Raw genomic sequence first — 17433 nt, forward strand, 5'->3', positions numbered from 1 at the left:
ACATCCATGTTCGAATATTCACTGATCCAGAAAATCGCCATCTACGCGCTGCCGGTCCTGCTGGCCATCACCCTGCACGAAGCTGCGCACGCCTACGTCGCCAAGCGTTACGGTGACGCAACGGCCTTCATGATGGGGCGCATGACGCTCAATCCGCTCAAGCACATCGATCCGGTCGGCACCATCCTGATCCCGCTGCTGGCGCTGTTCCTGGGCGGTTTCATCTTCGGCTGGGCCAAGCCGGTGCCGGTCAACTTTTCCAACCTGCGCCACCCCAAGCGCGACATGCGCTATGTGGCCGTGGCCGGGCCGCTGGCCAATCTGGCCATGGCGATCGGCTGGGTGCTGCTGTTCAAGCTGTCCAGTACGCTGGGCGGTTATTTCGGCACGCCGCTGGCGCTGATGTGCCAGGCCGGAGTCATGATCAACGTCAGCCTGATGGTGCTGAACCTGCTGCCGATTCCACCCCTGGACGGCGGGCGCATCCTGGTCAGCCTGCTGCCGCAGCGCCAGGCGTACAGCGTGTCGCGCATCGAGCCCTACGGCATGTGGATCCTGATCGCGCTGATCTTCACCGGTCTGCTGACCACCATCATGCGGCCCTTCATGGGGCTGGTGTATGGTTTCCTCAATCTTTTCCTGTAACCGCTACCGAGCCCTTCCACGAAGATGTCCATGTTCCCCGACCGCGTTCTTTCGGGCATGCGCCCGACCGGCAGCCTGCACCTGGGCCACTATCACGGTGCGCTCAAAAACTGGGTGCGCCTGCAGTCCGAGCACGAATGCCTGTTTTTTGTCGCCGACTGGCATGCCCTGACCACCAGTTATGACGATCCGGGCATCATCGCCAGAAGTACGTGGGACATGGTGATCGACTGGCTGGCTGCCGGTGTGGACCCGGCGCAGGCCACCATTTTCGTGCAGAGCCAGGTCCCGGAGCACGCCGAGCTGCATCTGCTGCTGTCGATGATCACGCCGCTTTCCTGGCTGGAACGGGTACCGACCTACAAGGACCAGATCGAAAAGCTGTCGCACAAGGATCTGGGTACCTACGGTTTTCTGGGCTATCCGCTGATGCAGTCGGCCGACATCCTCATCTACCGCGCACAGTACGTGCCGGTGGGCGAAGACCAGATTCCGCACATCGAGATCACCCGCGAAGTGGCCCGCCGCTTCAACCACCTGTACGGCCGCGAAGCCGGGTTCGAGGACAAGGCCGAAGCCGCCGTCAAGAAAATGGGCAGCAAGAAGGCCCGCCTGTACCACGACCTGCGTACCCGCTATCTGCAAGAAGGCGATGACGAGGCGCTGGAAGCGGCGCGGGCCTTGCTGGCCGATACGCAGAACCTGAGCCACGGCGACCGCGAGCGCCTGTTTGGCTACCTTGAAAACAAGGGCAAGACCATTCTGGTCGAACCCGAGGCCCTGTTGACCGAGGCCAGCCGCATGCCGGGGCTGGACGGACAGAAGATGTCCAAGAGCTACGGTAACGGCATTTTCCTGCGCGAGGCGCCCGAGTCGGTTACGCGCAAGATCCGCAGCATGCCGACCGACCCGGCACGGGTGCGTCGCACCGACCCGGGCAATCCGGACAAATGCCCGGTGTGGCAGCTGCATCAGGTCTACACCGGCGAGCAGACCCACAAGTGGGTCAAGGCGGGCTGTACGTCAGCCGGCATCGGCTGTCTGGAGTGCAAGCAGCCGGTCATCGACGGAGTGCTGGCCGAGCAGAAACCGATGTTTGAACGGGCACAGCAGTATCTTGATGACCCGACGCTGGTGAAAAACATTGTGGCCGACGGTTGCGAAAAGGCCCGCAAGCTGGCTGAAGACACCATGCGCGACGTGCGCGAAGCCATGGGCCTGGGGTATCTGTGACCGGTACCCCCGTCAGTGACACCTCTGCCGAACATGCCGTCCCGCCGGACGGCATGCCGGTTTCTGCGCCACCGATTGCCGTGGTGTTCGGCGAAGCCGTGCTGGAAACACCGCAGGACCTGTTCATTCCGCCCGATGCACTGCGGGTGATCCTGGAGAGCTTTGAAGGTCCGCTGGACCTGCTGCTCTACCTGATCCGCAAGCAGAACCTAGACGTGCTCGACATTCCGATGGCGCGCATTACGGCCCAGTACATGGAATACATCGACGGCATGCGCGATGCCAGACTGGAACTGGCAGCCGAATACCTGCTGATGGCAGCGCTGCTGATCGAGATCAAGTCACGCATGCTGCTGCCGCGGCCGCCGGCCGAGCTGGCCGATGAGCTGGAAGATCCGCGCGCCGAGCTGGTGCGGCGCCTGCTGGAATACGAACAGATCAAGCTGGCGGCACTGGAGCTGGACCGCATTCCCCAGGCGGAGCGCGACTTTGCCTGGCTGGCGGTGCTGGTCGAGCAAAGTGCGGAAAAACGCTTGCCGGAGCTGACCGTAGTGGATATCCGCCAGGCGTGGCTGGCAATCCTTGCCCGGGCCAAAAACAACCGCCGGCATGAAATCCAGCAGGATGAGCTGTCGGTGCGCGAGCAGATGAGTGCGATCCTGCGCGTACTGGCATTCAAGCCGTTTGTACCGTTTGACGAGCTCTTTGACCCGACACTGGGCGTGCGGCATGTGGTGGTCAATTTCATTGCCATGCTGGAGCTGGCCAAGGAAGGTCTGGTCCTGATCAGCCAGGACGAAGCGTATGCCCCGATTTATGTCCGGCAGGCAATGGTGCCCCGGCGTGAGCCTGTGACCGATGAAGCGTGATGGGCTGTTTATCGGCGGAATCTGCGGCTGCATGTGGATGACTCAGCCGTTGCCAGCACGCCTCGCCCTTGCAGGTTTTTTCTTCGGGCAGGCCAGGCACAGGGCTGGAAGGTGCCCGATCGGCAGTTTTTCTGTTTCGGTCAATGGAATGGATGGCTCGTGCCGGTGAAGGACCGCCGCCGGTGACGCCTGACGGTAGCAGTTCTCCTGTGTCTGAGGCCAGTGACGTGTGGCGGCCCTGCTCATGTACGGGGGCTGGCACCAGGCAGGTTGTTCCGTTATCCGCGAATGAAAAAAGCCTCCCCTAAGGGGAGGCATCAGGATCAGCCAGACTGGCCGCTTACTGCTTTTTCTCTTCAGCCGGTGCCGGAGCTGCCACCGGAGTGTTGCCGCCCACGGTTTCCAGAGCGACCCAGCCGCCGTCCTTCACCTGGTAGACCGTCACTGCGCCATCCTTGATGTCGCCTTTGGCGTCAAACTGGATATTGCCGGTGACACCGTTGTGGTTCGTCTTGCCAATTTCACCGGCGTACTTGGCCGGATCGGTCGAATTGGCACGTTTCATGGCTTCGGCCACGATCATGGTGGCATCGTAGCTGTAGGGCGAGTAAATCTGCACTTCGCCGTACTTGGCCTTGTACTTGTCGTTGAACGACTTGAAGCCAGGCATCTTGTCCTTGGGCATGCCCACTGACGAAGCGTAGGTTCCGGTGGCGGCATCGCCGGCAAGCTTGATGTATTCCGGCGATTGCAGGCCGTCAGCTCCCAGCAGCTTGGCTTGCAGGCCGAGCTTCTGCATCTGTTTGGCCAGCGGGCCGCCCTGGGCATCCATGCCGCCGTAGAAAATCACGTCCGGCTTGGCTCCCTTGATGGAGGTCAGGATGGCCATGAAGTCGGTTGCGTTGTTGGTGGTGAATTCACGTTTGACCACCTTGGCGCCCTTGGCTTCGGCTGCCTTGACGAATTCGTCGGCAATCCCCTGGCCGTAAGCGGTGCGGTCGTCAATGACGGCGATGTTCTTGGCTTTCAGGCTGTCCACGGCGAAATTGCCGAGAGCGGTACCTTGTTGCACGTCGTTGGCGATATCGCGGTAGGCCGTCTTGAAGCCCTGGGTGGTGTAGGCCGGGTTGGTGGAAGAGGGCGAAATCTGCGGGATGCCGGCATCTGCATAGATCTTGGAGGCCGGGATGGTGGTGCCGGAATTCAGGTGGCCGATCACGGCGCTGACTTTCTGGTCCACCAGCCGCTGGGCAACCTGGGTGGCAACCTTCGGGTCTGCCTGATCGTCTTCCGAGACAACCTCAAACTTGATCTTTTTGCCATCAATCACGATGTTCTGGGCATTCAGGTCGTCGGCTGCCAGCTTGACGCCGGACTCGTTGTCCTTGCCAAGGTGGGCGATGTTGCCGGTCAGCGGAGCAACGCTGGCGATCTTGACGACTTCTTCAGCCGGTGCGCCGGCCTCGGCAGCCGGCTTGGTTTCGGCTTTCTGCCCGCAGGCAGCAAGGGTGGCGACGGCAGCGGCGATGAGACTGAGGCGCGCGAATTGCATGAGTGTTTTCCTCTGTGTTCCCTGAAATTATGTGATGCGTCGAAGGTCTTGCATGAATCATGCCAATTGACTCAATTGACCGTATGACATAACAATTATTGATATGCCATTTTCCGCTTGTCAACGTCAGGGAATGGCTGTTTGCAGACCTGTTGCCAGGACGAGGCATGGTCCCGGCCATGCGCTTTGCCGTCTTGCTGTGCGTACGGGCTCCGGATGGTGCGGACGGGCAAGGGAGCACGGCTTGATATACTTGCCAGGCAACCCCGGCCGGGGCTGCGGAATATCAGTCTGGACAGGCGCGACCACACTTCATGAGCCGGTATCAAGCACTTGCCGAACAAACGCAGCAACTGATCGACGACGGCATTCTGCGGGCGGGCGACCGGCTTCCTTCGATCCGGCAGGCTTGCCGTACTCACGACATCAGCCCGGTGACGGTGATGCAGGCCTACTACCTGCTGGAAAACCGGGGCCTGATCGAAGCGCGGCCCAGGTCCGGTTATTTCGTGCGGGCCCGTCTGGGCCACAAGCTGGCCGAACCCGGAATGACGCAGCCGGAATCCGGCTCGACCCGGTTGCAGGTCAGTGACTTCATTTTCCAGATTCTTGAAAGCGTCAGGGATCCGTTGATCGTGCCGTTGGGCTCCGGCTTTCCCTGTCCCCGCCTGTATCCCCTCGACAAACTGGGGCGCTTTCTGGCTGGCTCAGCCCGGAAATTCGCTCCTCAGGACACCCTGACCGGCTTGCCGCCCGGCCATGAAGAGCTGCGCCGGCAGCTGGCCTTGCGCTATCTGGCACAAGGGGCTGCGGTGTCGCCGCAGGAAATCGTCATTACTTCGGGTGCCATGGAAGGGCTGAACCTGTGCCTGCAGGCCGTGACGCAGCCGGGGGACCTGATTGCCGTGGAATCTCCGACCTTTTACGCCGGGTTGCAGGCAAGTGAACGTCTGGGGCTGAAAGTGATCGAAATTCCCAGCCATCCCCGCGAAGGGGTCAGCCTGGCGGCACTGGACGATGCGCTTCGGCATTATCCGGTCAAGGCCTGCCTGTTCATGCTGAATTTTGCCAATCCGACCGGCAGCCTGGTGCCGGATGAGGCCAGGCAGGCTTTGCTGGCCCTGTTGCGCCGCCACGATGTGCCGCTGATCGAGGACGATGTCTACGCCGAACTGCATTTCGGGCAGCGGGCGCCTTTGAGCAGCAAGGCGGTCGACACCACGGGGCTGGTCATGCATGTGTCGTCGTTTTCAAAAAGCCTGGCGCCCGGCTACCGGGCCGGCTGGGTGGCGGCCGGCCGCTACGCCGGTCTGGTGCAGCGGCAGAAGTTTTCGCTCAGTCTGGCCACGACGATTCCGGTACAGATGGCGCTGGCCGAATACCTGAAGCAGGGCAGTTTTGACAAGCACCTGAGACAGTTGCGGCAGACGCTGGCGAGGCAGGAGGCAGAGCTGGCCGGGGCAGTATCCCGCTGCTTTCCGGCCGGGACACGGCTGGCCCGGCCGCAGGGAGGATATTTCCAGTGGCTGGAGCTGCCAGGACAGGTGGATGCCCTGTTGTTGCACCGTGAAGCCTTGCAGCAGGGCATCAGCATTGCTCCGGGACCGGTTTTTTCGGCCAAGCGCGAATTTGGAAATTACATCCGGCTGAATTTTGGTCATGCCGATGTGCAACCGGCGGTCGCCAGGCTGGGTGAGCTGATATCAAGACAGCTATAGCCATGTTTTTTTCGATACGGATTGCCAATCTGTTCCTATGAAAAATCCGCAATCCTGAATCTGTCTGGTCTGGTTGCCGGATGATTTACTCGCCTCTTGTGCCGTCCGGGGAATGCACCCCGCGGAGTCATCAGGGGGAGAACGACAATGGGCCAGAGTATCGACAGACTGCATGCAGCCAGGCTGGAGCTGTACCGGAAAAAAGGGGCCATTCACGCCCGAGCCGTATCCGGCAGGTTCAATACCTGGCGCTGGATCATGGTCTGGATCACCCAGGCTGTTTTCTACGGTGGCTGCTGGCTGGAATGGAATGCAAACGGTACGGTCCGCCAAGCGATCCTGTTCGACATCGCCCATGAAAAGCTCTATTTCTTCGGCCTCGTCCTGTGGCCGCAGGATGCCTTGCTGCTGGCACTGCTGCTGGTTTTTGCCGCCATTGCCCTGTTCCTTGCCACGGCACTGGCCGGACGGGTGTTCTGCGGTTTTGCCTGCCCGCAGACGGTCTATACCGCCGTCTTTACCTGGATCGAGGCCCGGGTGGAAGGCGACCATCTGGCACGGCTGCGGCTTGACCAGGCTCCGGCCAGTGGACGCAAGCTGGTGCTTAAGTCGGTCAAGCATGGTCTGTGGCTGTTGCTGGCTGTCTGGACCGGCATCACCTTTGTGGGGTATTTCACGCCGGTGCGGGAGTTGCTGCCAGCCCTGCTGGCCGGATCGGCCGGTCCGTGGGAAGGCTTCTGGCTGGTTTTCTACAGTGCATTCCTGTACGTACAGGCCGGGCTGGCGCGGGAGGCGGTATGCCAGCACATGTGTCCCTATGCCCGTTTTCAGGGCGTCATGGTCGATCAGGCTACCCGCAATGCCGGTTACGACCGCCAGCGGGGAGAGCCGCGCCACGTGCGCCGGCAGGCGGGTGAACAAGGCAGCTGCATTGACTGCGGCATCTGTGTCCAGGCGTGTCCTGTCGGCATCGACATCCGCGACGGCCTGCAATATCCGTGCATCAACTGCGGCCTGTGCATTGATGCCTGCGATGGTGTCATGAAGAAAACCGGCGAACCTGTCGGCCTGATCCGCTTCATGCCGGCCAGTGAGGCATCCTGTCAGGGGGCGCAGGCATCCGTATTGCGGCGGCCGCGAGTGGTGACTTATGCCTGTCTGCTGTTGCTGGTTGCGGCGGCGGGAGGCTGGATGCTGCAAACGCGCACGCCGGTACGGATCGATGTACTGCGGGACCGGGGCGAACTGTACCGGGAGAGTGCCAGCGGACACATCGAAAACACCTATACCCTGAAAGTGGCCAATCTGGACGATGTGCCGCGACGTTTCAGCCTTCAGGTCAGCGGCTTGCCGGGCCTGGAAATCATCGGACCGGAGCAGGTCTGGCTGGCACCTGGAAGCGTCGTGCCGTTGCCGGTGACAGTGTCCGTCCCGGCTGACAGTGAGGCTTCGGGCATCCGGCCGGTCGTGTTCCGGATCGTGGCCGGGCATGATCCGGCCGTATCGGCCCAGGCGGCAAGCCGCTTTGTCCTGCCCTGAAGCGACTGGTGCTGCCGGCCTGCGGGCCGGTACAGGCAAAGACCGGACATGCGGAACTTTATTGCCGGCTGTCCGGTCTCATGTTGTAGCCGCATGGACTGGCATGCTTTGTGTCGCACGGAGGTGTACCGTGTTCATATCAGCTTCACGTAAATGTGTTAATTAGAGGATTGCATTGGGATTGCGCGTCGTGTTATGACATCCACTGCGCTGCGATCCGTCAGTGACTTCATGTTCTTCAGTCAGGAGATGTTTATGGTGCGCCATCATCCCTCACCCCAGAAGTCGTCTTCGCTCAAGGAAATCGAGCAGATGACCGGCTTCTCCCTTGGCCCGTGGCGCGAGCGCTTCCAGCACCGCCCCACTACCGGTGTAGAACGACGCGAGGCCGAGGCTCGCCGGTTCCATGAAGACCTGGACGCACTGGTAGACGCCGTCTACGGTGCACGCAAAGAATAACGCCCCTTTCCGGGGCGTTTTCTTTTTGGCCGCCGAGGCCGCAACAGGCAGGGCCCGTCACCGGGGATGACGGGCTTCCTCAATCATGGACTCGATGAATTTCACCCGCAGCGGGTCGGCTTTCTCCAGCTCCCGTGCGGCCTCCAGTTCGGCAATTGCCGCTCCGGTTTCACCGTTGGCCAGCATGTCACGGGCCAGAAACACCCGCAATGCGCTGTTGTCCGGCAGCAGCCGGCTGGCATCCTCCAGCAGCGGACGCGCCGCATGGGGCCTGGGCTCCACGCTGCTCAGCGACAGGGCGATCGCATATTCCGCCAGCAGGTCCGGATCATCCGACAGGGTACCGGCAATCCGGGCGAAGGCATCCACCGCACCATCGTAGTTCTCCAGTACATAGTAGGAATGCCCCAGCATGGCCCAGCCGGCCCGGTCCCCCGGATTGGCCGCCAGACGTGCGGCCAGCTTCTGCACCATGTCGTCGCCAATGGCGCTCCGGGCCGTCTGCGGCGGTGCCAGCGCCAGGTCCGGCCGGCCGGTCCGCCAGTACAGGCTGCCGGTCAGCACCAGCGTGGTCAGCCCGCCCAGCAGCAGCCAGCGCTTGCCCGAGGCGGCCGTGTCGGCCGGCCTGTCCGGTGCCGGAGAGGCCGTTTCGTTCAGCAGTCGCTGGCCCAGCTCTGCCTGCAAGGACTGGTGCTGTTCCGCTGTCAGCTCGCCATCCGCCCGCCGGCGGTCCAGTGCCTGCCATTCTTCGGCCAGCACGTCTCGGGCCTCCAGCCGCTGTTGCCTGACCTCTCGCGGCCGCAATACCGGCCAGGCAAATCCCAGCCCCAGCACGCCGGCCAGCAGGGCGACACCGGCTATCCACATGGTCATGATTGCGAATCCTGTCTGGTTTTCGGGGGAGTCCGGTGCAGCAAGGCTGCCACCCGGTTGCGCTCGTCATCGCTCAGGGACGGCTCGGCAGTGGTGCCGGAATGGCGCGCAATGCGCCACCAGGTACCGCCACCCAGCAGCAGCAGCAGGCCCGGCCCCAGCCACAGCAGCCAGGTGTAGGGCTTGAACGGCGGGTCATAGAGGACAAAATCGCCGTAGCGTTCGGTCAGGAAATCAATGATTTCCGCATCGCTTTTGCCGTCGATGATCAGGGTACGCACCTCGCGGCGCAGGTTCTGCGCCAGCTTGGCCTGCGAATCGGCCAGCGTTTCGTTCTGGCAGACAAGGCAGCGCAGTTCTCTGGAGACTTCGCGCAGCCGGGTTTCCACCAGCGGGTCTTCCGCCAGGTCCCGGCCTTCCTGCGCCAGCGCCGCAGGACTGCACAAGGCACCGGCCAGCGCCAGTGCAGACAGGAAGGGTCGGATCATGATTGCAGTTTCCGGATCAGGGGCAACAGTACATCGCGGTTCACCTCGGGCGTAACCGGGCCGAGGTGGCGGTAGCGGATGATGCCGTCACGGTCGATGACAAAGGTTTCGGGCACGCCGTACACGCCGTAGTCGATGCTGATCCGGCCATCGGTATCCATCACCGACAGGCGGTACGGATTGCCCAGCCGTGCCAGCCAGTCGCGGGCAGCGTCAGGCTCATCCTGCTGGTTCAGGCCGACGACGGTGACACCGTGCCCGCGTGCCAGTTCGGTGACGGCCGCATGCTCCTGGGCACAGGCCGAGCACCACGACGCCCAGACATTCAGCAGCCACACCTGGCCCTTCAGGTCGGCCGGCGCAAAGCGCTGCGCCGGGTCGTCCAGCCTTGGCAGGCTGAAAGCCGGAGCGGGCTGGCCCACGCGTTGCGACGGCAGCGCCCGCGGATCACGTTGCAGGCCGGCGGCAAACAGGCCCACCAGCAGCACAAACACCAGGAACGGCAGCGCCCACAGCAGGCGGCGACGGGCAAGCGGCGTCATGGGCGATTCCTCCGGCGCAGGCGGTAACGGCGGTCAGCCATGGCGAGCAGGCCTCCCAGCCCCATCAGCAGTGCGCCGTACCAGATCCAGCCGACAAACGGCTTGTGATAAAGGCGCACACCCCAGCTGCCGTCTTCCAGCTGGTCCGCCAGCGCGACATAGACATGGTTGAAAAAACCGGCATGGATCGACGCTTCGGTCATCGGCATGCCCGGCATCGAGGCATAAATGCGTTTTTCCGGCGTCAGCACGGCCAGCGGCGCCCCGTTGTCGGTTACGGTCAGACGGGCGGTCACGCCCAGATAGTTGGGGCCGTTGCTGTCGCCGATGTCTTCCAGCGTAAAGCGGTAGGCACCCAGTGTGGCCGAACCGCCGGCGGCCAGCCGCACGTCGCGCTCGCGCTCATAACCCGAAGTCAGGGCAATGCCGATGACGGTCACCGCCACGCCGACGTGGGCCAGATGCATGCCCAGCGTGGCCAGACCCGGGCGCTGGCCGGCGCGCCAGCGGCGCAGCAGGTCCCACAGCGCACCCAGAATGATCCAGAGCGCGGCAAACAGGGCCAAGGCCACCAGCGGCGAGAAGGGCGCCAGCGTACCGCTCCAGACAATCGCCAGCACCGCGCTCGCCAGCAGGACATGCCACAGCCCCTTCACCAGCTCCATGCCGGCCTGGCGTTTCCAGCGCACCACGCTGCCCGGCCCGATCAGCAGCAGGAGCGGCAGCATCACCGGAATGAACACCGCATTGAAGTAGGGCGGGCCGACCGACAGCTTGCCAAGGTTCAGCGCATCCACCATCAGGGGATACAGAGTGCCCAGCAGCACCGAGGCCGTAGCCACGCACAGCAGCACGTTGTTGGCCAGCAGCAGCGATTCGCGCGACAGCGGGGCAAAGCCGGCCGTGCTGGTCAGGTCCGGCGCGCGGACGGCAAACAGCACCAGCGACACACCGACCACCACTGCCAGCAGCGCGAGGATGAACACCCCCCGGCCCGGATCGGAGGCAAAGGCGTGCACCGACGACAGCACGCCCGAACGGACAAGGAAAGTGCCCAGCAGCGACAGCGAAAAGGTCAGGATGGCCAGCAGCACTGTCCAGCTTTTGAACACGCCGCGCTTTTCGGTCGCCGCCAGCGAGTGCATCAGTGCCGTGCCAGCCAGCCAGGGCATGAACGACGCGTTTTCAACCGGATCCCAGAACCACCAGCCGCCCCAGCCCAGCTCGTAATAGGCCCACAGGCTGCCCACGGCGATGCCGGCCGTCAGGTTGACCCATGCCAGCGTGGTCCACGGTCTGGCAAAGCGGGCCCAGGCTGCGTCGATCCGGCCGGCCATCAGCCCGGCCAGCGCCATGGCAAACGCCACCGCAAAGCCGACATAACCCATGTAGAGCAGCGGCGGATGCACGATCAGGCCCGGGTCCTGCAACATCGGATTCAGCTCGCGCCCTTCAACGGCCGGAATGTCCAGCCGGGCAAACGGGTTGGAAGTCAGCAGCAGGAAAAAGCCGAACCCGGCCGCAATCAGGCCCATGATCGCCACCAGCCGGGCGCGCATGGCGTCGTCCAGCGAACGCGAACACAGCGCCGCCGCCAGCGTCCATACGCACAGCAGCAGCAGCCACAGCAGCAGCGAGCCCTCATGCCCGCCCCATACCGCCGCCAGCCGGTACACCAGCGGCAGCTGGCTGCTGGATTGCTGCACCACGTAGCGCACGGAAAAATCATTGTCGGCAAACAGCAGCATCAGGGCGGCAAAGGCCAGGCACGCCAGCAGGCTTTGCACCACGGCCAGCGGCCGGGCCGCCGTCACCAGCGCCCGCTCGCCCGTGGCTGCGCCCCGCAGCAGCAGGCCGCCCATGATGGCCGATACCGCCACGCAGGCGCACAGTGCCAGAAGACCCAGTTCAGGTAAGACTGCCCACATCACTGCACCACCGTTTCGCCTGCACGCTGGATGGCATCGGCGGCCTCCGGCGGCATGTAGTTTTCGTCGTGCTTGGCCAGCACCTGGGTAGCAGCCAGCACGCCATCGGTACCGATCCGGCCCTGGACCACCGTGCCGTGTCCTTCGCGGAACAGGTCGGGCAGGATGCCTTCGTAGCGCACCGGCACCGATCTGGCCGTGTCGGTGATCACGAAGCGCACCCGCAGGCCGTCCGGCTCGCGCTCGACACTGCCGGCTTCCACCAGTCCGCCCACCCGGATGACCTGCCCGGCATCGACCTGGCCCGCCGCGATTTCGGTCGGGGTATGGAAGAACACCAGATTGCTGCGAAAGGCGTTGAGGATCAGGCCGCTGGCCACGGCCACCACGGCCAGGCCGGCCAGCACGATCAGAAGGCGTTTCTTACGCTTGGGATGCATCGGCAGTCTCCCGTGAAGGTTGCGCCGGGTCTGCCGGCAGCGGTGCGGACCATGCCTGATCGCCGGCATCATCCATGGCCACGCGCAAGGCCAGCTGGCGCATGGTGCGGCGGCGGTGGCGGCGCAGGATCAGCAGCTCCAGCGCTACGGCGAAAAAGCACATGCCGAACGAGCCCCAGACGTACAGGGCATAGCCACCCATGGCAAAAAAGTCGCTGGCAGAGGTCCAGTTCATGCGGCAGATTTCCTCAGGATGCGTTTGACCCATTCGGTGTCGATGTCACGTTCCAGGATCAGTACGCGTACGCGCACAAAGGCGACGGCAATCGAATAGGCCCAGGCGGCGAACACCATCAGCAGCATCGCCAGCAGCATGTCGTGCGCCATCGACGGCGCCCGGGTCACGCTGACCGTGGCGCCCTGGTGCAGGGTGTTCCACCATTTGACCGAGAAATAGATCACCGGCACGTTGACCACGCTGACCAGTGCAAAGAGGCCGCAGGCCCGGTCGCCACGGCGCGGGTCGTCGATGGCGGCCTTGAGTGCCAGCATGGCGAGGTACAGGAACAGCAGGATCAGCTCCGACGTCAGCCGCGCATCCCACACCCACCAGGCGCCCCACATCGGCTTGCCCCACAGGGCGCCGGTCCAGAGCGACAGGAAGGTGAACATGGCGCCGGTCGGCACCAGTGCCTGCGCCATCATGAACGACAGGCGGGTGTTCATCACCAGCCCCACCGCGCTCCAGAACGCCACCACGACGTAGATCAGCATCGACATCCACGAGGCCGGCACATGCACGAAAATGATGCGGTAGCCTTCGCCCTGCTGGAAATCGGTCGGCGCCACGAAAAACCCGACATACAGGCCCGCCACCGCCAGCAGGGCCGACAGCAGCCACAGCCACGGCAGCATCTGTCCGGTCAGCATGTAGAAGCGGGGCGGGGCGGCAAAGCGCATCCAGTTGATCTTCATGACAAGTCACTCATTCGCAGGCCAGCCGCAGGCTGGCCGCAGTGGCAAACGGGGAGAAAAACACCGCCAGCAGGGCAAACGCGGCCAGCACGGACAGTTCGGCTTCGATGCGGCCGCTGTCGGCTTGGGCCACGGCCATGGCACCGAAGACCAGCACCGGCACGAACAGCGGCAGCACCAGCAGGGCCAGCAGCATCGATCCATTGCGCAGGCCCAGCGTCAGTGCCGCACCGACCGAGCCGATGAATGCCAGCGCCAGCGTGCCCAGTGCCAGCGTCAGCGGCAGCAGCAGCAAGGCCGTCGGCCCCAGTTCAAACTGGAGGCCCAGCAGCGGTGACACCAGCACCAGCGGCACGGCGCAGGTCAGCCAGCGCGCGGTGATCTTGGCGATCACGGCCCAGATGAACGGCAGCGGCGACAGCAGCAGTTGTTCCAGCGTGCCGTCGCGCCAGTCGGACTCGAACAGGTCGCCCAGCAGGATCAGCGTTGCCAGAAGGGCGCTGACCCACAGCACGCCAGGGCCGATGGCGCGCAGCAGGGCGGCTTCAGGGCTGGTGGCCAGCGGAAACAGCGTGGCTGTCACCACGAAAAAGAACAGGGCATACAGGGCGTCGCTGGGGCGGCGCAGGGCCAGCCGGATGTCGCGGCCCATTACGGTGAAAAACAGTGCCGTCGCACTCATCGCCGCTCTCCCAGGCGCAGTTCCCGCATGCCCTGGCCGGGCAGTTCGGCGTGGTGGGTCATGATGACGCAGCCGCCGGCGGCAGCATGGGCGCTGATGGCGTGCCAGACCTGCTGGCAGCCACGGGTGTCCAGTGCGTTGAAGGGTTCGTCCAGCAGCCACAGTGGTCGCTGCATGGCTTCGAGGGCGGCAAAGGCCAGCCGTTTGCGCTGGCCCTGCGACAGGGCGCGGGCAGGCAGTCCGGCCTGGCGGGCCAGCTCCCAGCCCTGGAGCAGGCTGGCCAGCAGGGTATCCGCGGGCTGGCATCCGGCCAGGCTGACCTGGAGCCGGAGGTTTTCCAGCACGGTCAGGTCATCCTTGAGTGCCGCCTGCGGTCCCAGCCAGCCCAGGGTCTGGCGGTGCCGGGCATCCAGCGGCCGGTCATCGCGCAGGATGGTGCCGGCATCCGGCCGGGCAAACCCGGCCAGAAGGCGCAGCAGGCTGGTTTTGCCGCAGCCGTTGTCACCGCGTACATGCAGGACTTCGCCGGCACCGACCCGGAACGACAGGTCGGAAAACAGCGTGCGCGAGCCTTTGCGACACGTGAGATGCTGAATGGCAAGCATTGGACATCCAAGGCTGTGGAAGTCAGGATTATCGCAAAAGCCGCCAGGGTGTGAATCATCCACTAGGATTAGTGCGGATTCTTCATGTTTTATGTCAAATAAAAAACCGCCGGCAGACGAACCTGCCGGCGGTTTGTGCCTGGTCAAGGCCGGTTACGGTTTGGCCAGCTCCGGGTGGATGTTGGCGCCGGTGGCGTTGTTGGCGCCAATGCCCTGATCCACCGGCGGCATGCGGTGGGCAATGCCCTTGTGGCAGTCGATGCAGGTCTGGCCGGCGGCCTGGGCCTCCTCGTGCTTGAGGGACGAACGGGTGCCCTGCACACTGGTATCCATGTACTGGAAGTTGTGGCAGTTGCGGCACTCGCGCGAATCCGACGCCTTCATGCGGGCCCATTCGTTCTGGGCCAGTCGCTGGCGGTTGGCGGCGAACTTTTCCGGCGTGTCGATGCTGCCGGTGATCTTGCCCCAGACTTCCTTGGAAGCCTGCACCTTGCGGATCATCTTGTGCACGAAATCCTTGGGCACGTGACAGTCCGGGCAGGTGGCGCGAACGCCCGAGCGGTTGTTGTAGTGGATGGTCTGCTTGTATTCCTCGTAGACGTTGTTCTTCATCTCGTGGCACGAAATGCAGAACGATTCCTGGTTGGTGGCTTCCATGGCGGTGTTGAAGGCGCCCCAGAAGACGATACCGGCCACGAACAGTCCCGCCACCGTCCACGGGCCGGTACGCTTGAACCACGCCCAGAGGCGGGCCAGGCGGGAGGGTTTTTGATCAGTCATGATGACTCCTGTCTGCTGCCGGACTATTTGCGCGTACTGGACTGGTAGGCGTTGTTGACCAGCGGCCTGGCGTCCACCTGCGGCACGTGGCACTGGGTGCAGAAGTAGCGCGACGGCGACAGGTTGGACAGCTCCTGGCCGGTCCGGGTCTTGAAGTGCGACGGCGGTACGCGGGTGGTGTTCATTTCCACGTAGCGGGCAGCCGAGTGGCAGTCCATGCACTTGTTGAAGTTGGTGCTGATCTCGTACTTCGACACGTCGTGCGGAATCAGTGGCGGCTGCTGCACGTAGTCACGCACGATGCGCTTGGAGTCCTTGATCGGCTTGTACATGTCGGTCGCGCTGTGACCCAGGGCAGCCTGGCCTTCCAGCGGGGCATTGTCGGCAGCCTGGGCCAGATAGCTGCCCGGTGCCGCAAGGGCGCTGACCAGGGCAAGCAGTGCCAGACGGGAAGCGGTTTTCACGATTCTTCACTCCTCTTGTCGAAACGGTGGCTGAAGCGGAACACGTCCTGCGCGCACACATCGATGCAGCGGCCGCAGTTGGTGCAGTCTCCGTTCAGGATGACGGGAGAGCTCTGCGCGTCGCCCTTGAGGGCAGGCTTGATCACCTGCGGCTCCGGGCAGACCGCAAAGCAGTCCATGCAGTCATCGCAGCGGGCGCGGGCAGGGGCACTGACCCGGAGCAGCGAGGCACGGCCGATCAGGCCGTACGCCGCGCCCATCGGGCACACGTGTCCGCACCAGCCGCGCTGGGCGATGACGAGGTCGTAGATGAAAACGGCGAGGACCAGCACAAGGCCGATGCCGGCGCCGAACAGGATTTCGCGGTGCAAGAGCGAAACCGGGTTGACGAGTTCCCACACCATCGAGCCGCTGAAGGCCGAAGCCAGCAGCACGGCGGCCAAGAGCCAGCGGCGCAGGCTCCTGGGGGGCATGCGCCCGCCCTTGAGCCCGAGCCGGCGGCGCGACCAGCCCGCGCAGTCGGTGACGAGGTTGACCGGACACACCCACGAGCAGAACACCCGGCCGCCGGCCACCAGATAGAAACCAGCCACGATGACGGCGCCCAGCAGGGCCGTCAGTTGCGGCAGGTGTCCGGCAGCCAGTGACTGGGCCAGCACGAAGGGATCGGTCAGCGGCACGGTGTCGAGCACGCGGCTGGCGGTCAGGTTGCCTTTCAGCACCCAGACGCCACCCAGCCAGCCGGCAAGCGCGCCGGAGCCGGCAAAGAGGCCGAGCACCGACAGCTGCGACAGGCGGCGCAGGATCAGCCAGCGATGCCGCTGCCAGAACGAACGCTTGGGCGTCATGGCTGTTCTCCTCCGGCCGGTGCTTCAGGCTGGCGGACCGGCATCTGCACCAGATCGTCCCCCAGGAGCGACTTGCCCTGATTGCCGGCCTTTTCCTCCCACCCCAGACGGTAGTGGCTGCCGATCTTGCCCTTGGCGAGATGGACCGGTACCACCTTGATGGCGGCCTCTTCCAGCACGCAGGCGCTTTCGCACTTGCCGCAGCCGGTGCAGTAGTCCGAATGCACTGTCGGCAGCAGCATGCCGTGGCGGTCCGAGCGCGGGTTGTGCTGTTTTTCCAGCGTGATGGCCTTGTCGATGACCGGACACACGCGGTAGCAGACATCGCAACGCAGCCCCAGGAAGTTGAGGCAGGTTTCGTGGTCGATCAGCACTGCCAGCCCCATGCGGGCCTGGTTGATGTCGGTGAGCGCGGGGTCGAGCGCACCGGTCGGGCAGGCCTTGACGCAAGGCACGTCAGGGCACATCTCGCACGGAATGTCGCGCGCACTGAACCACGGCGTGCCCACGCCCTTGCCCTCGCCCAGACGGGCGAGTTTCAGGGTGTCGTACGGGCAGTCACGCACACAGAGGCCGCAGCGCACGCAGGCCGACAGGAAATCCGCCTCCGGCAGTGCGCCGGGCGGGCGCAGGGCCTCGGCCGGCCGCGCCTGCGCCGGGGTTGCCTGCGTGGCCAGTCCGGCACCGATCATGCCGGCCGAACAGGCCACGCCCAGCGACCCGGACAGGAACACCCGGCGGGTGAGGCTCTGCGGGGCGTCAGACGGAGTGGGGGAGTTCTTCATACCCGGTT

20 protein-coding genes are annotated in these 17433 nt (G+C 64.0%); 6 read left to right on the forward strand and 14 right to left on the reverse strand.

The features are described 5' to 3' along the window. Positions 1-6: 6 nt before the first annotated feature. From G542_RS0102540 to G542_RS0102550, 3 genes are read left to right on the forward strand one after another with little or no spacing between them, the layout of a single operon-like run. The gene (locus G542_RS0102540) at positions 7-645 is read left to right on the forward strand and encodes a site-2 protease family protein (RefSeq protein ID WP_012697573.1); all 639 of its coding nucleotides are present in this window, start codon (positions 7-9) and stop codon (positions 643-645) included. A 30-nt stretch (positions 646-675) separates the two neighbouring features. Next, complete coding sequence (locus tag G542_RS0102545; protein ID WP_012697572.1) at positions 676-1878, forward strand: tryptophan--tRNA ligase; 1203 nt, start codon at positions 676-678, stop codon at positions 1876-1878. Between the two features lie 53 nt (positions 1879-1931). After that, positions 1932-2747 carry a segregation and condensation protein A gene (locus tag G542_RS0102550; RefSeq protein WP_051189872.1) on the forward strand — a complete coding sequence of 272 codons (816 nt, stop codon included), beginning with the start codon at positions 1932-1934 and terminating at the stop codon, positions 2745-2747. 340 nt (positions 2748-3087) lie between these two features. On the opposite strand, the gene G542_RS0102555 is transcribed toward G542_RS0102550, so the two are convergent. Continuing rightward, on the reverse strand, positions 3088-4299 hold the full coding sequence (locus G542_RS0102555; protein WP_027823297.1) for a branched-chain amino acid ABC transporter substrate-binding protein: 1212 nt from the start codon (positions 4297-4299) through the stop codon (positions 3088-3090). A 314-nt stretch (positions 4300-4613) separates the two neighbouring features. Between G542_RS0102555 and G542_RS0102560 the strand changes: the two genes are divergently transcribed. From G542_RS0102560 to G542_RS0102570, 3 genes are all read left to right on the forward strand, one after another. Then, entirely contained in the window at positions 4614-6017 is a 1404-nt protein-coding gene (locus G542_RS0102560) for an aminotransferase-like domain-containing protein (RefSeq protein WP_012697568.1), read from the forward strand. Between the two features lie 147 nt (positions 6018-6164). Further along, positions 6165-7556 carry a cytochrome c oxidase accessory protein CcoG gene (gene ccoG / locus G542_RS0102565; RefSeq protein WP_012697566.1) on the forward strand — a complete coding sequence of 464 codons (1392 nt, stop codon included), beginning with the start codon at positions 6165-6167 and terminating at the stop codon, positions 7554-7556. 258 nt (positions 7557-7814) lie between these two features. After that, complete coding sequence (locus tag G542_RS0102570; protein WP_155826586.1) at positions 7815-8015, forward strand: hypothetical protein; 201 nt, start codon at positions 7815-7817, stop codon at positions 8013-8015. A gap of 57 nt (positions 8016-8072) precedes the next feature. On the opposite strand, the gene ccmI is transcribed toward G542_RS0102570, so the two are convergent. The 13 genes from ccmI to napG all read right to left on the reverse strand — a co-directional run bounded on the left by ccmI (position 8073) and on the right by napG (position 17425). Continuing rightward, positions 8073-8888 carry a c-type cytochrome biogenesis protein CcmI gene (ccmI, locus tag G542_RS0102575; protein WP_012697564.1) on the reverse strand — a complete coding sequence of 272 codons (816 nt, stop codon included), beginning with the start codon at positions 8886-8888 and terminating at the stop codon, positions 8073-8075. Further along, positions 8885-9376 carry a cytochrome c-type biogenesis protein gene (locus tag G542_RS0102580; protein ID WP_012697563.1) on the reverse strand — a complete coding sequence of 164 codons (492 nt, stop codon included), beginning with the start codon at positions 9374-9376 and terminating at the stop codon, positions 8885-8887. Before G542_RS0102580 ends, ccmI begins: the two co-directional genes overlap by 4 nt. Further along, positions 9373-9918, reverse strand: coding sequence for a DsbE family thiol:disulfide interchange protein (locus G542_RS0102585; protein ID WP_012697562.1), 546 nt, complete (start codon positions 9916-9918; stop codon positions 9373-9375). The genes G542_RS0102580 and G542_RS0102585 overlap by 4 nt, the downstream gene beginning before the upstream one ends. After that, positions 9915-11846, reverse strand: coding sequence for a heme lyase CcmF/NrfE family subunit (locus G542_RS0102590; protein ID WP_027823299.1), 1932 nt, complete (start codon positions 11844-11846; stop codon positions 9915-9917). The genes G542_RS0102585 and G542_RS0102590 overlap by 4 nt, the downstream gene beginning before the upstream one ends. Then, positions 11846-12286, reverse strand: coding sequence for a cytochrome c maturation protein CcmE (gene ccmE, locus G542_RS0102595; protein ID WP_027823300.1), 441 nt, complete (start codon positions 12284-12286; stop codon positions 11846-11848). Before ccmE ends, G542_RS0102590 begins: the two co-directional genes overlap by 1 nt. Next, positions 12270-12521, reverse strand: a complete 252-nt coding sequence (gene ccmD, locus G542_RS15695; RefSeq protein ID WP_012697559.1) for a heme exporter protein CcmD — start codon at positions 12519-12521, stop codon at positions 12270-12272. Before ccmD ends, ccmE begins: the two co-directional genes overlap by 17 nt. Continuing rightward, the gene (ccmC, locus tag G542_RS0102605; RefSeq protein ID WP_027823301.1) at positions 12518-13261 is read right to left on the reverse strand and encodes a heme ABC transporter permease CcmC; all 744 of its coding nucleotides are present in this window, start codon (positions 13259-13261) and stop codon (positions 12518-12520) included. Before ccmC ends, ccmD begins: the two co-directional genes overlap by 4 nt. 10 nt (positions 13262-13271) lie before the next feature. Further along, the gene (gene ccmB, locus G542_RS0102610) at positions 13272-13943 is read right to left on the reverse strand and encodes a heme exporter protein CcmB (RefSeq protein ID WP_027823302.1); all 672 of its coding nucleotides are present in this window, start codon (positions 13941-13943) and stop codon (positions 13272-13274) included. Next, entirely contained in the window at positions 13940-14548 is a 609-nt protein-coding gene (gene ccmA / locus G542_RS0102615) for a cytochrome c biogenesis heme-transporting ATPase CcmA (protein WP_027823303.1), read from the reverse strand. Before ccmA ends, ccmB begins: the two co-directional genes overlap by 4 nt. A 153-nt stretch (positions 14549-14701) precedes the next feature. Next, entirely contained in the window at positions 14702-15328 is a 627-nt protein-coding gene (locus tag G542_RS0102620) for a NapC/NirT family cytochrome c (RefSeq protein ID WP_012697555.1), read from the reverse strand. A 23-nt stretch (positions 15329-15351) separates the two neighbouring features. Beyond that, positions 15352-15792, reverse strand: a complete 441-nt coding sequence (locus tag G542_RS0102625; protein WP_012697554.1) for a nitrate reductase cytochrome c-type subunit — start codon at positions 15790-15792, stop codon at positions 15352-15354. Next, positions 15789-16640 carry a quinol dehydrogenase ferredoxin subunit NapH gene (napH, locus tag G542_RS0102630; protein WP_027823304.1) on the reverse strand — a complete coding sequence of 284 codons (852 nt, stop codon included), beginning with the start codon at positions 16638-16640 and terminating at the stop codon, positions 15789-15791. The genes G542_RS0102625 and napH overlap by 4 nt, the downstream gene beginning before the upstream one ends. Next, on the reverse strand, positions 16637-17425 hold the full coding sequence (gene napG, locus G542_RS0102635) for a ferredoxin-type protein NapG (protein WP_012697552.1): 789 nt from the start codon (positions 17423-17425) through the stop codon (positions 16637-16639). The genes napH and napG overlap by 4 nt, the downstream gene beginning before the upstream one ends. Positions 17426-17433: the final 8 nt, after the last annotated feature.

It is taken from the genome of Laribacter hongkongensis DSM 14985, assembly GCF_000423285.1.
Taxonomy (GTDB): domain Bacteria; phylum Pseudomonadota; class Gammaproteobacteria; order Burkholderiales; family Aquaspirillaceae; genus Laribacter; species Laribacter hongkongensis.